The sequence below is a fragment of the Ancylobacter sp. VNQ12 genome, from assembly GCF_049445835.1.
Classification (GTDB): domain Bacteria; phylum Pseudomonadota; class Alphaproteobacteria; order Rhizobiales; family Xanthobacteraceae; genus Ancylobacter.
In genome coordinates this window covers 35283-52686 of the sequence record NZ_JBMSDU010000004.1, presented here as the reverse complement: position 1 = coordinate 52686, position 17404 = coordinate 35283, and the positions used below count along the sequence as shown (strand labels likewise).

The following is a 17404-nucleotide window of genomic DNA, read 5'->3' as shown; positions in this document are numbered from 1 at the left end:
TGGAGATGAGCGACACTCACACGCTTGAACCCGACACCGCCCCGGTCGATGCCATCGCCAAGAAGGACCTGACCGAGGCGCTGCTCTATCTCGACGGCGTCACCGTCACCTTCGACGGCTTCCGCGCGCTCAACGCGCTGTCCTTCACCGTCGATCCCGGCGAGATGCGCGCCATCATCGGCCCGAACGGGGCCGGCAAGACCACCATGATGGACGTCATCACCGGCAAGACCCGCCCCGACAAGGGCGACGTCTTCTTCGCCGGCGGCACGACCGACCTGACCAAGCTCGACGAAACGCAGATCTGCACCCTCGGCATCGGCCGCAAGTTCCAGAAGCCGACGGTGTTCGAGAGCCACACGGTGCTCGACAATCTGCGCCTCGCGCTGAAAGGCCAGCGCTCCGCGTTGCCGAACATCTTCCGCCGTGAAACCGCCGCCGCGCGCGAGCGCATCGACGAGATCTTCGAGACCATCAAGCTGACCGAGCACCGCAACCGCTTGGGAGGTGCGCTCTCGCACGGCCAGAAGCAGTGGCTGGAGATCGGCATGCTGCTGGCGCAGGACCCCAAGCTTTTGCTGGTCGACGAGCCGGTGGCGGGCATGACCGACGCGGAGACCGCGCAGACCGCCGAATTGCTGCGCGCGATCAACGCCAACGGCCATTCGGTCGTCGTGGTCGAGCACGACATGACCTTCGTGCGCGACCTCGGCGTGCGTGTCATGTGCCTGCATGAAGGCTCCGTGCTGGCGGAGGGCACGCTCGACCAGGTCAGCGCCAATGAGCGCGTCATCGAAGTCTATCTGGGGCGCTGACGGCATGCTGGACGTTCAGGACATCAACCTCTTCTACGGCGCGGCGCAGGCCCTGCGCGGGGTCTCGCTGAAGGCCGAGCCCGGCAAGGTCACCTGTGTGCTCGGGCGCAACGGCGTGGGCAAGACCAGCCTGATGCGCGCCATCGTCGGCCAGGCGCCGGTCGCCAAGGGCGCGATCCGCTTCAATGGCGAGGACATCACCACCATGGCGCCCTCTGAGCGGGCGCGGCGCGGCATCGCCTTCGTGCCGCAGGGGCGCGAGATCTTCCCGCTGCTCACCGTGGCGGAAAATCTGGAGACCGGCTTCGCCCCGCTCAAGCGCGCCGACCGCTTTATCCCGGACGATGTGTTCTCGCTGTTTCCGGTGCTCGACAGCATGATGCGCCGGCGCGGCGGCGATCTCTCCGGCGGCCAGCAGCAGCAGCTCGCCATCGGCCGGGCGCTGACCATGCGGCCCAAGGTGCTGGTGCTGGACGAGCCGACCGAGGGCATCCAGCCCTCGATCATCAAGGATATCGGCAATGCCATCCGCTACTTGCGCAGCAAGGGCGATATGGCCATCGTGCTGGTCGAGCAGTATTTCGACTTCGCCAAGGAACTCGCCGACCACTTCATCGTGATGGAGCGTGGCGCGGTGGTGATGTCGGGCGATGGTGCCGCCCTCGAGGATCCCGATGTTCGCAACCGAATTGCCGTTTGAACCCGCCGCCGCTTCGATCCCGGTCGAGCGGCGCGGGCACGGGCGGTTGACGGTGGAGGCACTGGGGCAGGACGGGCGTACGTTACGCGGACAGGTCGAGGAAGCGGGCTTCGCGCGTGTGCGCTTTCCGCGTTCGGGGCGCCGTGGGGCGGCGCTCGAAGCCGTGCTCATCAATACCGGCGGCGGCCTGACGGGCGGCGACAGCTCGCAGACGATCATCCGCGCGGCATCCTCTGCCCAACTCGTGGTCACCACCCAGGCGGCGGAGAAGGTGTATCGCTCCGACGGCGCGCTCACGCGCATCGCGGTCGATCTCGTCTCAGAGGCCAATGCGAGCCTTGGCTGGATGCCGCAGGCGACCATCGTGTTCGATGGCGCGCGGGTGGAGCGCTCCATCACCGCCGACGTCGCGCCCGATGCGCGGCTGCTGCTGGTCGAGCCGGTCATCCTCGGGCGGACGGCGCGCGGCGAGCGTTTCTCCTACGGTCAGCTGCACGACAGCTGGCGTATCCGGCGTGGCGGGCGTCTCGTCTATGCCGACGGATTGCAGCTCGACGGCGACATTTCCGGCCTTCTGGACCGCCGCGCGAGCGCGGGCGGGTGGGCGGCCTTCGCCACGCTGCTGCTGGTCGCGCCCGACGCCGAGAGCCGGCTGGAGGCGGTGCGCGCGGCGCTCGGCCTGCCGGACGCACTCGCCGATCATCTCGACGCCGGCGTCAGCGCCTGGGACGGCATGCTCTCGGTCCGGCTGCTCGCACGCGACGGCGCGCCGCTGGAGGTCGCCATCCGCCGTGCCATCGCCGCGCTCGGGGTGGCCGAGGTGCCCCGCATCTGGCATTCCTGATGCAAGTAGCTCTCGCCCTATTGTCAGCCTTCGCCTTCCCGTATCCGGAGACAGCCCGATGAACCTCAGCCCGCGCGAGAAGGACAAGCTCCTCGTCGCCATGGCCGCGCAGGTGGCGCGCCGCCGCCTGGAGCGCGGCGTGAAGCTCAACCACCCCGAAGCGATCGCGCTGATCACGGATGTGGTGGTCGAGGGCGCGCGCGACGGCCGGTCGGTGGCGGAACTGATGACGCTCGGCGCGCAGGTGCTGACGCGCGACCAGGTGATGCCGGGCGTCGCCGAGATGATCCACGACATCCAGGTCGAGGCGACCTTTCCCGATGGCACCAAGCTCGTCACCGTGCACGAGCCGATCCCGCAGTCGCATGCCGGCGGCGCGCCGGGCGAAATGCTGGTGGAGGAGGGCGAGATCGACCTGCTCGCCGGCCGCGAATTCGTCGTGCTCACCGTCGCCAATACCGGCGACCGGCCGATCCAGGTCGGCAGCCACTACCATTTCTTCGAGACCAATCCGGCGCTGGCGTTCGACCGCGCAAAGGCGCGCGGCATGCGGCTCGCCATCCCCTCGGGCACGGCCGTGCGCTTCGAGCCCGGCCAGAGTCGCGAGGTGACGCTCGTCGCACTCGCCGGCAAGCGCGAGGTCTACGGTTTCCGCCAGGAGGTGATGGGCAGGCTGTGAGGCGCGCGCCTCGTTCCGCCTTTCCCGTGCCCTGCGCCCATCCATTGCCCTGAACGGATTGTCCGATGTCGATCAAGATTTCCCGCGCCAGCTATGCCGAGATGTTCGGCCCGACCACGGGCGACCGCGTCCGGCTCGCCGACACCTCGCTGATCATCGAGGTCGAGAAAGACCTCACCGTCTATGGCGAGGAGGTGAAATTCGGTGGCGGCAAGACCATTCGCGACGGCATGGGTCAGTCGCAGGTCACGCGCGGCGACGGCGCGGTCGACACCGTCATCACCAACGCGCTGATCCTCGACCACTGGGGCATCGTGAAGGCCGATATCGGCCTGCGCGACGGGCGCATCCACGCCATCGGCAAGGCCGGCAATCCGGACATCCAGCCGGGCGTGGACATCATCGTCGGGCCGGGAACGGAGGTCATCGCCGGCGAGGGCAAGATCGTCACCGCCGGCGGCTTCGACAGCCACATCCACTTCATCTGCCCGCAGCAGATCGAACATGCACTGATGAGCGGCGTGACCACCATGCTCGGCGGCGGCACCGGACCGGCGGCGGGCACCAACGCCACCACCTGCACGCCCGGCGCCTGGCACATCGAGATGATGCTGCGCGCCTTCGACTCATTCCCGGTCAATCTGGCGCTGTCCGGCAAGGGTAACGCCTCGCTGCCCGGTCCGCTGGTCGAGCAGATCGAGGCGGGCGCCTGTTCGCTGAAGCTGCACGAGGACTGGGGCACCACGCCGGCCGCCATCGACAACTGCCTGTCGGTTGCCGACGACTACGACATCCAGGTGATGATCCACTCCGACACGCTGAACGAGAGCGGCTTCGTCGAGGACACCATCGCCGCCTTCAAGGGCCGCACCATCCACGCCTTCCACACGGAAGGGGCGGGCGGCGGCCATGCGCCGGATATCATGAAGGTCGCCGGCCTGCCCAACGTGCTGCCGTCTTCCACCAATCCGACGCGCCCGTTCACGGTGAACACGCTCGACGAGCATCTCGATATGCTCATGGTGTGCCACCATCTCGACCCGCTGATCTCCGAGGACCTCGCCTTCGCCGAGAGCCGCATCCGCAAGGAGACCATCGCGGCGGAAGACATCCTGCACGACCTCGGCGCCATCTCGATGATGTCGTCCGACAGCCAGGCCATGGGCCGGCTGGGGGAAGTGATCACCCGCACCTGGCAGACCGCGCACAAGATGAAGCAGCAGCGGGGCCTGCTGCCGGGCGATTCCGAGCGCAACGACAATGCTCGCGCCAAGCGCTACATCGCCAAATACACCATCAACCCCGCCATCGCCCATGGCGTGTCGCGCCATATCGGCTCGGTCGAGAAGGGCAAGCTGGCGGACCTCGTCATCTGGACGCCGGCCTTTTTCGGCACCAAGCCGGACATGGTGATCAAGGGCGGCGCCATCGTGGCGGCGCAGATGGGCGACCCCAACGCCTCGATCCCCACCCCGCAGCCGGTGCATTACCGGCCGATGTGGGGTGCCTATGGCAAGGCGCGCACCGCGACCAGCCTCACCTTCGTCTCCAAGGCGGCGGTCGAACTCGGCGTCGGCGCGCGCCTTGGGCTGGAAAAGCGGCTGGTGGCGGTGGAGAATGTGCGCGGCGGCATCGGCAAGGCCTCGATGATCCACAACGACGCGACGCCGCATCTGGAGATCGATCCCGAGACCTATGAGGTGCGTGCGGATGGCGAATTGCTGACCTGCGCGCCGGCCACCGAACTGCCGATGGCGCAGCGCTACTTCCTGTTCTAAGGATCGTTGGACCCGCAACTGCCGTCATCGCGACGGCCGCCGGCGGAAATGCATGACCGGGGCATGGTATCGCCGCAGAGGCTCCCCACCTTTGCGGCAGACAGTCCCCCGAGGAGAGCCGATCATGATCCGTGCCCGTACGCTTCTGCCTGCCGGAACCTGGGACGTCGCCACGGCGGCCGACCGCGTGGTGCTGCCGCATGACGGCCGGCACCGGCGCCGCATCGCCATGCGCGGCGAGGCCGACGTGGTGTTTCTGCTCGACCTGCCGGAGGCCACGCGGCTGAAGCAGGATGACGGGATTTCGCTCGACGACGGGCGCACCGTCGCGGTGGTCGCGGCGGAGGAGCCGGTGGCCGAGATCGTGGCGCACGACGCTCATCATCTGGCGCGCCTCGCCTGGCATCTCGGCAACCGCCATGTACCGGCCGAACTGCTGGCCGACCGCATCCGCATCGCCCGCGATCCGGTTCTGGAAGAGATGGCGCGCGGGCTCGGCGCCAGCGTCGAGGTCGTCGAGGCGGCGTTCGAGCCGGAGGGCGGCGCCTATGAGGCGGCCGAGGCGCACGGCCACGAACACCACGACCACGAGCACCACGACCACGAGCATGGTCATCATGAGCATGGCGAGGCATGCGGGTGCGGCCATGATCACGGCGAGCACAAGCACGCTCACCACGAGCATCATGATCACGAGCATGGCCACCGCGAGCGCGACGTGCTGAACGTTCAGCCCGCCCCGGCGCATGAGCACAAGCACGGGGCGGAGTGCGGCTGCGGCCATGATCACGATCACCATGACCATGCTCACGGTCATCACGGCCACCGCCACGAACACTAAGTCCCTGCAATGAGAGCAGCTTCCTCGGTGCCGGAAGGCGCTGCGCCGGATCTGCTGCCGCTGTTCGTCTGGTTGTCGCCGGCCTATCCGGTTGGCGCCTTCGCCTATTCGCATGGTCTCGAATGGGCGGTGGAAGCGCTGGAGGTGCGCGATCTTGCCTCGCTCACCGGCTGGGTCGACGACCTGCTGCGGCATGGCGGCCCGTTCGCCGATGCGGTGCTGTTGGCCCATGCGTTCCGTGCCGTGGAGGCCAGAGACGAGCCCCGGCTGGTCGATGTGCTGGAGCTGGCCGCCGCCTTTGCGCCCTCGCGCGAGCGGCAGATGGAGACGCTGAACCAGGGCGACGCCTTCATTGCCGCGACGAAGACCGCGTGGCCCGCCCCGATCTTCGAGCGCCTGTCGCAGATCTGGGAGGGGCGCGTCGCCTACCCCGTAGCGGTCGGCATGACGGCGGCCGCGCACGGCCTGCCACTGGAAGCGACGCTCGGCGCCTTTCTCAACGCCGTCGCCGCCAATCTCATCTCGGCGGCGGTGCGGCTGGTGCCGCTCGGCCAGACCGATGGCAACAGGGCGCTGGCGGCGGCGACGATGACGGTGCGCGAGGTGGCGCCGCTGGCGCTGGAAATGCCGCTGGAGCGCATCGGCGGGGCGGCGCTGCGTTCCGACATCGCGTCCATGCGTCACGAGACTCAGTACACACGGCTATTCCGCAGCTGAACACAGGAGAGTTCCATGGCAGTCGAGACCAGCGGGCCGCTCAGGGTCGGCATCGGAGGCCCGGTCGGTTCGGGCAAGACGGCGCTGATGGAGGCGCTGTGCCGCGTCTTCCGCGAGCGCTACGACCTGTGTGCCATCACCAACGACATCTACACCAAGGAGGATGCGGAGATCCTCACCCGCGCCGGGGCGCTGCCGGCGGAACGCATCATGGGCGTGGAGACCGGCGGCTGCCCGCACACCGCCATCCGCGAGGACGCCTCCGCCAACCTCGCCGCCATCGCCGAGATGCGTGCGCGCTTCCCCCGGCTGGACCTGATCCTGATCGAATCCGGCGGCGACAACCTCGCCGCGACTTTCTCGCCAGAGCTCGCCGACCTCACCATCTACGTCATCGACGTGTCGGCGGGGGAGAAGATCCCGCGCAAGGGCGGCCCCGGCATCACCCGCTCGGATCTCCTGGTGATCAACAAGATCGACCTCGCGCCTTATGTCGGCGCCTCGCTCGAGGTGATGGACCACGATTCCCGCCGCATGCGCGGGCGCCGTCCCTTCGTCTTCGCCAATGTCCGCGCCGGCCGCGGCGTCGAGGCGGTGGCTCGTTTCATCGAGGAGGCCGGCGGTCTCGCCCCGGCGGCGGTGGCCGGCGCGGCCGAGTGACGCCAAGCTATTGTCGTTCCAAGCTATTGTCGTTCTTCGCCATTGATGCTGAAATACCTCCGGAAAGGTAAAAGGCGGCGCCTCGTTATCTGCCGTGCCGATCCCGTGAACACGCTTTTTCTCCACACAGGGTTCACGTCGATCGGCCGACCTTCGCCGTTCAACATCAAGGTGGGAGATGGCATTTCCGGTTCCGGAAAACGAGGCCGAGAGGCTTGCCGAGCTTCATTCGCTGGAGATTCTGAATACCGGAGCCTCGGCCGCGCTCCATGGAATCTGCGAACTCGCTCGCCGGGTGCTTGATGTGCCGTTCGCCTGCGTTGGTCTGGTCGATCGTGATCGCCAGTGGTTCAAGGCGGTGTCCGGCTGGGAGGGAGTCGAGGGCACGTCGCGCGAGCATTCGTTCAGTGCCTGGACGATCATGGCGCCACAGCCGTTGGTAGTGCCCGACGCGACACGCGATCCGCGGTTCGCGGAGAACATCTATGTTACCGGCGACCCCCATATCCGCTTCTACATCGGCGCACCGATCGCGCTGCAGGAGGGGCTGAACATCGGGTCCCTCTGCATCTTCGGACCCGAGCCGCGCGAGCCGAGGCCCGGCGACATGGAGACCATCGACCACTTCGTCCACATCATCGTCGACCAGTTCCGGCTGCATCAGGCGACGCGGCGGGCGAAGCGCGAGATCGATCATCGCCGCACCAGCCAGAGCCTGCTGGAGATGCAGAGCCGCGAACTCTGGCGCCGGCAGACCCTGCTGGCCCAGACCGAGCGCCTCGCCAGGGTCGGCGGGTGGGAGTTCGACATTGCAACGCAGCGGCTGAACTGGTCGGACGGCATCTATCGGATCTATGGATTTCCGCCCGGCCGGGCGGCCACCGTCGAACAGTCGCAGTCGCATTTTCCGACCGAGGCACGGCATCAGTTCCAGCGGAAATTCTACGCGGCCCTGCGCAGCGGCGAGCCCTTCGAGGTCGAACTGCCATTCGTCAACGCGCAGGGCCAGCACCGCCTGGTGCGCAAGACCTGCGAACTCGAGATGGATGGCGAGAAGGTCGTGCGGGCTTTCGGCATCCTTCAGGACATCACGGAGCAGAAGGAAGCCGAGCAGCGCATGTGGCACATGGCCAACCATGATGCGCTCACCGACCTGCCCAACCGTGGTCTGATGCGGGACAAGCTGGAGGTGGCGCTGCGGCGGGCTCGCCGCAGCGGCAATCATGTCGGCGTTCTGCTGGTCGATCTCGACCAGTTCAAGGATGTGAACGATACGCTCGGCCACGATGCCGGCGATGCGCTGCTGGTCGAGGCGGCCCGGCGCCTCAGCGCCTGCGTGAGCGACCTCGACACGGTCGCCCGTCTCGGCGGGGATGAGTTCATCGTGCTGCTGTCTGCCCTGGAGAGCCCGACGGACGGCATGGTGGCCGCCCAGCGCATCCTCTCCGCGCTGAGCCTGCCCTTTGTCTACCGGCGGTCCTCGCTCTCCTGCCGCGGGAGCGTCGGCGTGACGGTGGCGCCCGATCATGGAACCGATCCGTCCACGCTGCTGAAGAACGCGGATATCGCGCTCTACCGCGCCAAGTCCGCCGGCCGGGGCATCGCGGTCGAGTACGACCCGCGCATGCAGCAGGCGACGGAGAACCGCATCCAGCTCAAGGCGCGCGTCCGGCTGGGACTGAAGAACGGCGAGTTCATGCCGTACTACCAGCCGAAGATATCGCTGACGTCGGGCGCGATCGTGGGGTTCGAGGCGCTCATGCGCTGGCGCCACCCGCGCAAGGGGCTGCTGGGACCGTCCGAGTTCGGCCAGGTCTTCGACGATCCGCATCTATCGGTCGAGCTCGGCGAGCGATTGCTGGAGCTTACGACTCGCGACATGGCGGCCTGGACGGCGATGGGCTGTGACTTCTGTCATGTCGCGATCAATGTCAGCTCGGCCGAATTCGCACGCGGCGAACTGCCGGAGCGCATATTGGCGGCTCTCGATGCGGTGCGGCTGCCGCCGGAGCGGATGATGATCGAGGTGACCGAAACGGTTTTCCTCGGTCGCGGCACCGAGACGGTGCGCCACAGCCTGCAGTCGCTCAGCCAGGCGGGCGTGGGCATCGCTCTCGACGATTTCGGCACCGGCTATGCGTCGCTGACGCATCTGAAGCAGTTTCCGGTCGACCGCATCAAGATCGACCGCTCGTTCGTGCACGACATCGAACACGACGTCGACGACGCCGCCATCGTGCGGGCGGTCATCAATCTGGGGCAGAGCCTCGGCATCAAGACCGTGGCCGAGGGCGTGGAGACCCGCTCGCAGGCGGCCTATCTGCGCTCCAATGGCTGCGACTTCGCACAGGGCTATCTCTATTCCAAGGCCCTGCCGGCCTCACGTGTGCCCATCCTGCTGCGCGGCTGGAGCGTGGACGATGCGGCGTACCGCTCTTCTGAGCCGCTGGATGTGGCCGGCTGAGCATGGCGGCCGTGCATCTCGGCCGGACCTTTGCGGGGGCTGCTCTGATATGGTCGCCTCGTGTCGAATCGGACGGGCGTCATGAATACCAGGGCAGAATGGGGACGTAGGACCACGACGGCGTCCCCCGCGAAGGGCAGCTGGCGTGTCGCCAACCGGATCGGCGACATCTTTGACAGTTGCACCCAGTCGAATGGGCGCGCGCTCGCCCTGCTGGCGATCGTCAGCCTGCTTGCCTTCCTTCCCGGTACTTTCGCCATCCCCGCCCTCGACCGGGACGAGGCCCGCTTCGCGCTCATTTCCCGGCAGATGGCGGAGACCGGGAACCTGGCCGATGTGCGGATCGGCACGGAGTGGCAGCGCACGCGGCCGCTGGGGCAGCATTGGCTGCAGGCCGCGGTGGTCGCCACGGCCGATGCCGTCGGCGTGCGGCACGCGACGCGTGTCATCGGGCTGTACCGTCTGCCCTCGCTCAGCTTCGGCATTGCGGCGGTTCTGCTGACGTTTTGGGCAGCTCTGGCGTTTGTCGGCCGCCGGGCGGCGCTGTTCGCCGGCCTGCTGCTGGCCACCTCGGCGGCGGTCGGGGTGGCGGCGAGAGTGGCGGTTCCCGATGCGGCGCTACTGGCGGCGACCGCCGCGATGATCGGCGCGCTCGGACGCCAGTATATGCGCGAGGGCGCGGGCGCAGAGGCCGGCGGGGCGATCGGCCGGGCCGACGAGCGCCGGCTTGCCGTCATCTTCTGGGGAGCCCTCGCCGCGGCGTTCTTCATCAAGGGGCTGGTCGCTCCGATCTATCCCGCGCTGGCGCTGGCGACACTCATCGTGCTGGACCGCTCGCCGCGCTTTCTGCGGGCGCTGGCGCCGCTGCAGGGCATCGGTGTCTGCCTGGCGGTCGGTCTGGTGTGGCTGCTCATCCGGCATTACGCCTCCGGGGCGGACTGGCCGGTGCCGCTGAACATCATCGGCAAGGTCACGCCCGCCTTCCCGGGGCTCGGGGCGCCTCCGGGTGCCTATCTGCTGATGTTCTGGGGCCTGTTCTGGCCGGCGGCGCCGCTGGCGGCGCTCGCCGTCCCGATCATCTGGAAGGCACGGCGGCTGCGCGCGGTCCGCTACCTTCTTGCCTGGATCCTGCCGGCCTGGCTCGTCATCGAGTTCCTTCCGGCCAAGATACCGGGCTATGCCGTGCCGCTGTTCCCGGCCATCGCCATCCTCGTGGCACTGGCGGTTGAGCGCGGCGCGCTGGCGCTTTCGAATACGCGGCTGGTCCGTCTGCTCTGGCTGTGGCCGGTGATCGGGGCGCTGATCGCCGTGCTGGCCCTGCTGGGTTTGGCGCTGTTCGACCGGACGACGAGCCTGCTCGCCTGGCCGCTGCTGCTGGTGGGGTTCTTCGCGCTGGTGGCCGCCGCCGGCGCGATGCGCGAGCTCGGCGTGGAGAGGTCCGCGCTGCTGGCGATGGCCGGCATGCTGGTCTCGGGCTTCGGTGTCATGCAGCTCGTCGTGCCGCATATGCGCTCGGTGTGGATATCGCCGCGTCTCGCCGCCGTCGCCAGCGCGGTGAAATGCGCGCCCGAGGCCGGGCCGGTGACCGTCGGCTCCGCCGGCTACAACGAGCCTAGCCTCGCCTTCCTGCTGCCGGGACGGCTGCGGCTGCTGGATGGCGCGGCGGCGGCCGACTTCCTCAACGAGGGTGGCTGCCGGCTGGCCTTCGTCGAGCGCCGGCAGGAGGCGAGGTTCGTGCGCCGCGCCGAGTCGCTGGGCATGCGCATCGAGCGCGGCGTCGATGTGGACGGCTTCGAATATACCGACGGGCGGCGCCTGCGCATCTCGGTCTACCGCAAGCCCGGCGGCTGAACTCAGCTCGCCGCGCGCAGGTGCCCGAGGCCCTGTTCGAGGTCGGCGATGAGATCGCCGGTATCTTCCAGCCCTATGTGCAGCCGCACGCCGGGGCCGCCCGGTGCCCACGCCGTCGCCGAGCGGTAGGACGAACAGTCGAAGGGGATGGCGAGGCTCTCGAACCCGCCCCAGCTATAGCCGAGGCCGAACAGTGCGAGATTGTCGAGGAATGCCGCAACGGCGGCCTTCGGCGCCGGCTTGAGGATGATGCTGAACAGGCCCGAGGAGCCCTTGAAGTCGCGCTTCCAGAGGGCATGGCCCGGATCGTCCGGCAGGGCCGGATGCAGCACCCGCAGGACTTCCGGCCGGCCCGCCAGCCACTGCGCCACGGTCAGGGCCGACTGCTGGTGCCGAGCAAGCCGCACCGCCAGCGTGCGCAGGCCGCGCGCGGCCAGGAAGGCGTCTTCCGGCGCGACGGTGATGCCGAGATCGCCATGGGTGAGCTTCACGTGCTGGAAGATCGGCGCGGTGGCCGAGATCGTGCCGATATTGATGTCCGAATGGCCGCTTATGTACTTGGTGCCCGCCTGGATCGAGACGTCGATGCCGAAATCGTGCGGCCGGAAATAGAGCGGCGTCGCCCAGGTATTGTCCATCAGCGTGACGATGCCGCGCGAACGGGCGGCAGCCACTATGGCGGGAATGTCCTGCATCTCGAAGGACTGCGAGCCCGGGGATTCCAGGAAGATGGCGCGGGTGTTGGGACGGATGAGTTCGGCGATACCGGCTCCCACCAGCGGATCGTAATAGGTGGTCTCGATGCCGAACCGCTTCAGGTGCTCGTTGCAGACGCGGCGGGTCGGCTGATAGGCGGTGTCGACCATCAGCAGGTGGTCACCGGCCTTCAGCACCGACAGCAGCGCGATGCTGACGGCCGAGAGGCCGGACGGCGTGATGACAACGCCGGCGCCGCCTTCCAGCACCGTCAGCGCCTGCTCCAGGCCTTCGACCGTCGGATTGCCGCGACGGCCATAGCTGTAGCGGCCGGTGTGGCCCTCCAAATCGGCCACGCTGGGGGACAGGACCGTCGAGCCGCGCACGATCGGCGTATTCACGAAACCGTCGAAACGTTGTGGATCGCGACCCGCGACGACGAGTTCGGTCTCGACGGCCAAAGCCGGACGGGCGGGGGCTTTCGAATGTCCTGACATGCGCCTTGTCTGCTTCGCAGGTGGTGGGGGCGCCATTGAGTGGAGGAGGGCCTGTCGCGTCAAGCGCTTGACCCGATCATAATACGGCGTTCTGATGACCTTACGTCTGGGACCGCAGCGCGCCGCGGTTACTGCCGCAGCCCTCAGACGAAGGACGCATGGCATGTTCCGCCGAGTTTCCCCATTGCGGCATGCGACTTGCTTTAGCATTCCACCCGTGCCGCCCGCCGCTGTGGGCGGTGCGTCAGCTCAAAACCGATGAAGAAGGCTGCAAACATGAAACGCCTCCTCTCCACGTTCGCCCTTGCCGGCGCTTTCGGTCTCGTGGCCGTCGGCGCCCAGGCGGCCAAGCTCGACCAGATCAAGTCGAAAGGTTTCGTCCAGTGCGGCGTAAGCCAGGGCCTTCCCGGCTTCTCCACCCCGGACGACAAGGGCAACTGGACCGGCCTCGACGTGGACTTCTGCCGCGCTGTCGCCGCCGCCGTCTTCGGCGATGCGACGAAGGTCAAGTTTACCCCGCTGTCCGCCAAGGACCGCTTCACGGCGCTGCAGTCCGGCGACATCGACGTCCTCTCGCGCAACACCACCTGGACGATCACGCGCGACACCTCGCTCGGCCTAAACTTCACCGGCGTCACCTATTATGACGGCCAGGGCTTCATGATCCGCAAGGACAAGAAGGTGAACTCGGCCATGGAGCTCTCGGGCGCCTCGGTCTGCACCCAGACCGGCACCACCACCGAGCAGAACCTCGCCGACTTCTTCCGCGCCAACAACATGACCTACGAAGTCATCGCCTTCGCCACCAATGACGAAGTGGTCAAGGCCTATGACGCCGGCCGCTGCGACGTGCTCACCACCGACCGTTCGGGCCTCGCCGGCGAGCGTCTCAAGCTCACCAACCCCGACGACCACATCGTCCTGCCGGAGATCATCTCCAAGGAGCCGCTCGGCCCGGTGGTCGCCCATGGTGACGACCAGTGGTTCGACATCGTCAAGTGGGTGCTGTTCGCCCAGCTGAACGCCGAAGAGCTCGGCGTCACCTCGAAGAATGTCGACGAGCAGCTGAAGTCCTCGGCCAACCCGGAAGTGAAGCGCCTGCTGGGCACCGAAGGCAAGTTCGGTGAAGGCATGGGCATCGGCAATGACTGGGGCTACCAGATCGTCAAGAACGTCGGCAATTACGGCGAGATGTACGACAAGAACGTCGGCCCCGACACTCCCCTCAAGCTCGCCCGCGGCGTGAATGCGCTGTGGAACAAGGGCGGCCTGCAATACGCCCCGCCGATCCGCTGAGCTGAGAAGACAAGCGCGGGCTCCCGGCTGCTGCCGGGGGCCCGTTTATTCCGGTCAAGCTGACACAAGTTCGGCGCCGGAAGCTGCAGCTGGCCCCGCAAAGGGGCGAGGGGGACCATGTCGGATCTGGTTGAGCCTGTCTCCGGGCGTTCGAAGACATCTTTCATCAACGACCCGAAAATACGCAGCATCGCGCTGCAATTGATCGCGCTGGCGCTGGTCATCTTTCTCGGCTGGATGTTCGTCGAGAATGCCCGCCAGAATCTGGCGGCGCAGAAGATCGCCACCGGCTTCGGCTTTCTCGACAACACGGCCGGCTTTGGCATCAGCCAGACGCTGATCCCCTATTCCGAGACCTCGACCTATGGCCGGGCGTTTCTCGTCGGCCTGCTGAACACCATCCTTGTCGCGGTGGTCGGCATTTTCTTCGCAACGATCATCGGCTTCATCGTCGGCGTCGGCCGGCTGTCGAAGAACTTCGTCATCCGCCTGTTGTCGACGGTCTATGTCGAGGTGATCCGCAATCTGCCGCCGCTGTTCCAGATCCTGTTCTGGTATCTGGCGGTGCTGAGCGCGATGCCCAATCCGCGCCAGAGCATCAGCATCTTCGGCGAGGCGTTCATCTCGAACCGCGGCATCGTCATCCCGCGGCCGATCTTCGATGCCGGCACCGGCTATGTGCTGTGGGCGTCCGGCGCCGCGCTGCTGGCGGTGATCCTGCTCGGCCACTGGTCGCGCGACCGGCGGGCGGAGACGGGGCGCGGCTTTCCCATGCTGCCGATCGGTCTCGCCATCATCATCCTGGTGCCGCTCGCGGCAATGACCCTGACCGGCTTCCCCATCACTTTGGAGCGTCCCGAGCTCAAGGGCTTCAATTTCGTCGGCGGCATGCGGGTCATTCCCGAATTCGTGGCGCTGACCGTCGCTCTCGCGACCTATACGGCGGCCTTCATCGCCGAGAATGTGCGCGCCGGCATTCAGTCGGTCAGCCACGGGCAGACCGAGGCTGCCCATTCGCTGGGGCTGCGCAACGGGCTGACATTGCGGCTCGTGGTCATTCCGCAGGCCATGCGCGTGATCATTCCCCCGCTCACCAGCCAGTATCTGAACCTGACGAAGAACTCGTCGCTCGCGGTGGGCATCGGCTATCCCGACCTGGTGGCCGTGTTCGCCGGCACCTCGCTCAACCAGACCGGCCAGGCGATCGAGATCATCGCCATCACCATGGGCGTCTATCTCGTCCTGTCGATCATCACCTCCATCATCATGAACAACTACAACAAGCGCGTCGCGCTCGTGGAACGATGAGGGACGGCCATGAGCATGACCTTTGATGACGGCACCTTCATCCGCTCGCAACTGATCGCGCCGCTTCCCCCGCCGGTGCGCAATGTGGGCGTCATCGGCTGGATGCGGGAGAACCTGTTCTCCGGCGTCTTCCACACCATCCTGACGCTTGTCGGCCTCGGGCTGCTGCTGCTCATCGCGCCGCCGCTGATCCGCTTCCTGCTGGTCGACGCGGTATGGACCGGCGAGAACCGCGAGGCCTGCCTGGGGCCGAATGTCGGCGCCTGCTGGCCGTTCATCCAGGCGAAGTTCGGCCAGCTGATCTACGGCTTCTATCCGATTGCCGAGCGCTGGCGGCCCAATGTGGTCTTCGCCGCCGGCGCGGTGCTGCTGGTGCCGCTGCTGGTGCCGAGCTGGCCGATGAAGCGGCTGAATTCGTTCCTGTTCTTCGTCGTCTTCCCGATTGTCGCCTTCGTGCTGCTGACGGGCGGCAACATCGACGCTTCCGCCTTCCTGTTCGAGCATTTCGGCCTCATCCACGCGGTGGTCGGCGACGCGCATGTCGCGGGGGTGAATGTCGTCTTCTGGCTCGACTATGTGCTGACCGCGCTGGTGGCGATGGCGATCATCGGCGGACTGATCGGCGCGATCGGCGGTAGCGGATGGACCGCCGCGCGGGCCACCGGTTGGGTGTTCCTCGCCTTCGGCCTGCTGGTGCTGACCTGGGACATCGATTTCGGCCTGTCCTATGTCGAGACCCGGCAATGGGGCGGCCTGCTGGTCACGCTGGTCATCGCGGTGACGGGCATCGTCGCCTCGCTCCCGCTCGGTATCCTGCTGGCGCTGGGACGGCGCTCGCAGATGCCGATCGTGCGGCTGCTCTCGGTGGCCTTCATCGAGTTCTGGCGCGGCGTGCCGCTGATCACCGTGCTGTTCTTCGCCACCTACATGCTGCCGCTGTTCCTGCCGCAAGGCGCGAACCCGGACGGGCTGCTGCGCGCGCTGGTCGGCGTGGCCTTGTTCTCCGCCGCCTATATGGCGGAGGTGGTGCGCGGCGGCCTGCAGGCGATCTCCAAGGGCCAGTATGAAGGCGCCATGGCGGTGGGGCTGACCTGGAGCCAGATGATGCGGCTCATCATCCTGCCGCAGGCGCTGACGCTGGTCATTCCGGGCATCGTCAACAGCTTCATCAGCCTGTTCAAGGACACCACGCTGGTGCTGATCGTGTCGATCTTCGACTTCCTCGGTCAGCTCCGCGCGTCCTTCACCGACCCCAACTGGGCGAGCCCGGTGACGCTCTATACCGGCTTCGCCTTTGCCGGCATCGTCTACTTCCTGTTCTGCTTCGGCATGTCGCGCTACTCGCTTTTCGTGGAGCGCCGGCTGAACACCTCCCACAGACGCTGAACGACGGAGACACACATGACCGAAACCCATTCCATCGTTCCGAGCGACGAGATTCCCGCGGTCCACACCCCGCCGGGCAAGGATGTCGCCGTCGAACTCGTCGGCGTCCACAAATGGTACGGCGAGTTCCACGTGCTGAAGGACATCAACCTCAAGGTGCGGCGCGGCGAGCGCATCGTCATCTGCGGGCCGTCGGGTTCAGGCAAGTCGACCATGATCCGCTGCATCAACCGGCTGGAAGAGCACCAGCAGGGCACGATCGTGGTTGACGGCATCGAGCTGACCAACGACCTCAAGCGGATCGACGAGATCCGCCGCGAGGTCGGCATGTGCTTCCAGCATTTCAACCTGTTCCCGCACCTCACCATCCTGGAGAACCTGACGCTGGCGCCGATCTGGGTCCGCAAGATGCCCAAGAAGGACGCGGACGAGCTGGCGATGCACTTCCTCAAGAAGGTGAAGATTCCCGAGCAGGCCAACAAATATCCCGGCCAGCTCTCGGGCGGTCAGCAGCAGCGCGTCGCCATCGCCCGCGCGCTGTGCATGAAGCCGAAGATCATGCTGTTCGACGAGCCGACCTCGGCGCTCGATCCGGAAATGGTCAAGGAAGTGCTGGAGACCATGGTGAGCCTCGCCGAGGAGGGCATGACCATGCTGTGCGTGACGCACGAAATGGGTTTCGCGCGCCAGGTGGCGAACCGGGTGATCTTCATGGACGCCGGGCAGATCATCGAGATGAACGAGCCCGAGGCGTTCTTCTCCAAGCCGCAGCACGAGCGCACCAAGCTGTTCCTCAGCCAGATCCTGCACTGAGTCGGCCCAGCAAACGAGAAAGGCCGGAGCGCTTCCCGCGCTCCGGCCTTCTTCGTTTG

The 17404-nt window shown here is 66.9% G+C and carries 15 protein-coding genes; 14 read left to right on the top strand and 1 reads right to left on the bottom strand.

Going from position 1 to position 17404, the window contains the following annotated elements:
• Nucleotides 1-5 precede the first annotated feature (5 nt).
• The 10 genes from urtD (at nt 6) to ACO2RV_RS08075 (ending at nt 11349) form a co-directional block, all read left to right on the top strand.
• Entirely contained in the window at nt 6-815 is an 810-nt protein-coding gene (gene urtD, locus ACO2RV_RS08120) for an urea ABC transporter ATP-binding protein UrtD (protein ID WP_423291671.1), read from the top strand.
• A gap of 4 nt (nt 816-819) precedes the next feature.
• The gene (gene urtE / locus ACO2RV_RS08115; RefSeq protein WP_423292053.1) at nt 820-1515 is read left to right on the top strand and encodes an urea ABC transporter ATP-binding subunit UrtE; all 696 of its coding nucleotides are present in this window, start codon (nt 820-822) and stop codon (nt 1513-1515) included.
• On the top strand, nt 1490-2359 hold the full coding sequence (locus ACO2RV_RS08110; protein ID WP_423291669.1) for an urease accessory protein UreD: 870 nt from the start codon (nt 1490-1492) through the stop codon (nt 2357-2359). The genes urtE and ACO2RV_RS08110 overlap by 26 nt, the downstream gene beginning before the upstream one ends.
• 58 nt (nt 2360-2417) lie before the next feature.
• Nucleotides 2418-3038 (top strand): urease subunit gamma, encoded by a 621-nt coding sequence (locus ACO2RV_RS08105; RefSeq protein WP_423291667.1) that lies wholly within the window; start codon nt 2418-2420, stop codon nt 3036-3038.
• Between the two features lie 65 nt (nt 3039-3103).
• A complete protein-coding gene (gene ureC / locus ACO2RV_RS08100) occupies nt 3104-4816 on the top strand; it encodes an urease subunit alpha (protein ID WP_423291665.1) in 1713 nt (570 codons plus the stop codon).
• Between the two features lie 124 nt (nt 4817-4940).
• Nucleotides 4941-5657, top strand: a complete 717-nt coding sequence (locus tag ACO2RV_RS08095) for an urease accessory protein UreE (protein ID WP_423291663.1) — start codon at nt 4941-4943, stop codon at nt 5655-5657.
• A 9-nt stretch (nt 5658-5666) separates the two neighbouring features.
• Nucleotides 5667-6374 carry an urease accessory protein UreF gene (locus ACO2RV_RS08090; RefSeq protein ID WP_423291661.1) on the top strand — a complete coding sequence of 236 codons (708 nt, stop codon included), beginning with the start codon at nt 5667-5669 and terminating at the stop codon, nt 6372-6374.
• A 15-nt stretch (nt 6375-6389) separates the two neighbouring features.
• Nucleotides 6390-7034 carry an urease accessory protein UreG gene (ureG, locus tag ACO2RV_RS08085; RefSeq protein WP_423291659.1) on the top strand — a complete coding sequence of 215 codons (645 nt, stop codon included), beginning with the start codon at nt 6390-6392 and terminating at the stop codon, nt 7032-7034.
• 178 nt (nt 7035-7212) lie between these two features.
• A complete protein-coding gene (locus ACO2RV_RS08080; RefSeq protein ID WP_423291656.1) occupies nt 7213-9498 on the top strand; it encodes a putative bifunctional diguanylate cyclase/phosphodiesterase in 2286 nt (761 codons plus the stop codon).
• Nucleotides 9499-9579: 81 nt separating this feature from the next.
• The gene (locus tag ACO2RV_RS08075; protein WP_423291654.1) at nt 9580-11349 is read left to right on the top strand and encodes an ArnT family glycosyltransferase; all 1770 of its coding nucleotides are present in this window, start codon (nt 9580-9582) and stop codon (nt 11347-11349) included.
• Nucleotides 11350-11351: 2 nt separating this feature from the next.
• Here the strand turns inward: ACO2RV_RS08075 and metC are convergent, their stop codons facing one another.
• A complete protein-coding gene (metC, locus tag ACO2RV_RS08070; RefSeq protein WP_423291652.1) occupies nt 11352-12542 on the bottom strand; it encodes a cystathionine beta-lyase in 1191 nt (396 codons plus the stop codon).
• 276 nt (nt 12543-12818) lie between these two features.
• On the opposite strand from metC, the gene ACO2RV_RS08065 reads away from it, so the two are divergent.
• The 4 genes from ACO2RV_RS08065 to ACO2RV_RS08050 all read left to right on the top strand — a co-directional run bounded on the left by ACO2RV_RS08065 (nt 12819) and on the right by ACO2RV_RS08050 (nt 17345).
• Nucleotides 12819-13838: an amino acid ABC transporter substrate-binding protein gene (locus ACO2RV_RS08065; protein ID WP_423291650.1), complete on the top strand. Its 1020-nt coding sequence runs from the start codon at nt 12819-12821 to the stop codon at nt 13836-13838.
• A gap of 117 nt (nt 13839-13955) precedes the next feature.
• A complete protein-coding gene (locus tag ACO2RV_RS08060) occupies nt 13956-15146 on the top strand; it encodes an amino acid ABC transporter permease (protein WP_423291648.1) in 1191 nt (396 codons plus the stop codon).
• A 9-nt stretch (nt 15147-15155) separates the two neighbouring features.
• Nucleotides 15156-16532, top strand: a complete 1377-nt coding sequence (locus ACO2RV_RS08055) for an amino acid ABC transporter permease (protein ID WP_423291646.1) — start codon at nt 15156-15158, stop codon at nt 16530-16532.
• A gap of 15 nt (nt 16533-16547) precedes the next feature.
• Nucleotides 16548-17345, top strand: coding sequence for an amino acid ABC transporter ATP-binding protein (locus tag ACO2RV_RS08050; protein ID WP_423291644.1), 798 nt, complete (start codon nt 16548-16550; stop codon nt 17343-17345).
• Nucleotides 17346-17404: the final 59 nt, after the last annotated feature.

Coding starts and splice junctions, on each gene's coding strand:
- ACO2RV_RS08090 (WP_423291661.1), top strand. CDS start 5,667: ATGAGAGCAGCTTCCTCGGTGCCGGAAGGCGCTGCGCCGGATCTGCTG.
- ACO2RV_RS08060 (WP_423291648.1), top strand. CDS start 13,956: ATGTCGGATCTGGTTGAGCCTGTCTCCGGGCGTTCGAAGACATCTTTC.
- ACO2RV_RS08080 (WP_423291656.1), top strand. CDS start 7,213: ATGGCATTTCCGGTTCCGGAAAACGAGGCCGAGAGGCTTGCCGAGCTT.
- ureG (WP_423291659.1), top strand. CDS start 6,390: ATGGCAGTCGAGACCAGCGGGCCGCTCAGGGTCGGCATCGGAGGCCCG.
- urtE (WP_423292053.1), top strand. CDS start 820: ATGCTGGACGTTCAGGACATCAACCTCTTCTACGGCGCGGCGCAGGCC.
- ACO2RV_RS08055 (WP_423291646.1), top strand. CDS start 15,156: ATGAGCATGACCTTTGATGACGGCACCTTCATCCGCTCGCAACTGATC.
- urtD (WP_423291671.1), top strand. CDS start 6: ATGAGCGACACTCACACGCTTGAACCCGACACCGCCCCGGTCGATGCC.
- ACO2RV_RS08110 (WP_423291669.1), top strand. CDS start 1,490: ATGTTCGCAACCGAATTGCCGTTTGAACCCGCCGCCGCTTCGATCCCG.
- ACO2RV_RS08095 (WP_423291663.1), top strand. CDS start 4,941: ATGATCCGTGCCCGTACGCTTCTGCCTGCCGGAACCTGGGACGTCGCC.
- metC (WP_423291652.1), bottom strand. CDS start 12,542: ATGTCAGGACATTCGAAAGCCCCCGCCCGTCCGGCTTTGGCCGTCGAG.
- ureC (WP_423291665.1), top strand. CDS start 3,104: ATGTCGATCAAGATTTCCCGCGCCAGCTATGCCGAGATGTTCGGCCCG.
- ACO2RV_RS08065 (WP_423291650.1), top strand. CDS start 12,819: ATGAAACGCCTCCTCTCCACGTTCGCCCTTGCCGGCGCTTTCGGTCTC.
- ACO2RV_RS08050 (WP_423291644.1), top strand. CDS start 16,548: ATGACCGAAACCCATTCCATCGTTCCGAGCGACGAGATTCCCGCGGTC.
- ACO2RV_RS08105 (WP_423291667.1), top strand. CDS start 2,418: ATGAACCTCAGCCCGCGCGAGAAGGACAAGCTCCTCGTCGCCATGGCC.
- ACO2RV_RS08075 (WP_423291654.1), top strand. CDS start 9,580: ATGAATACCAGGGCAGAATGGGGACGTAGGACCACGACGGCGTCCCCC.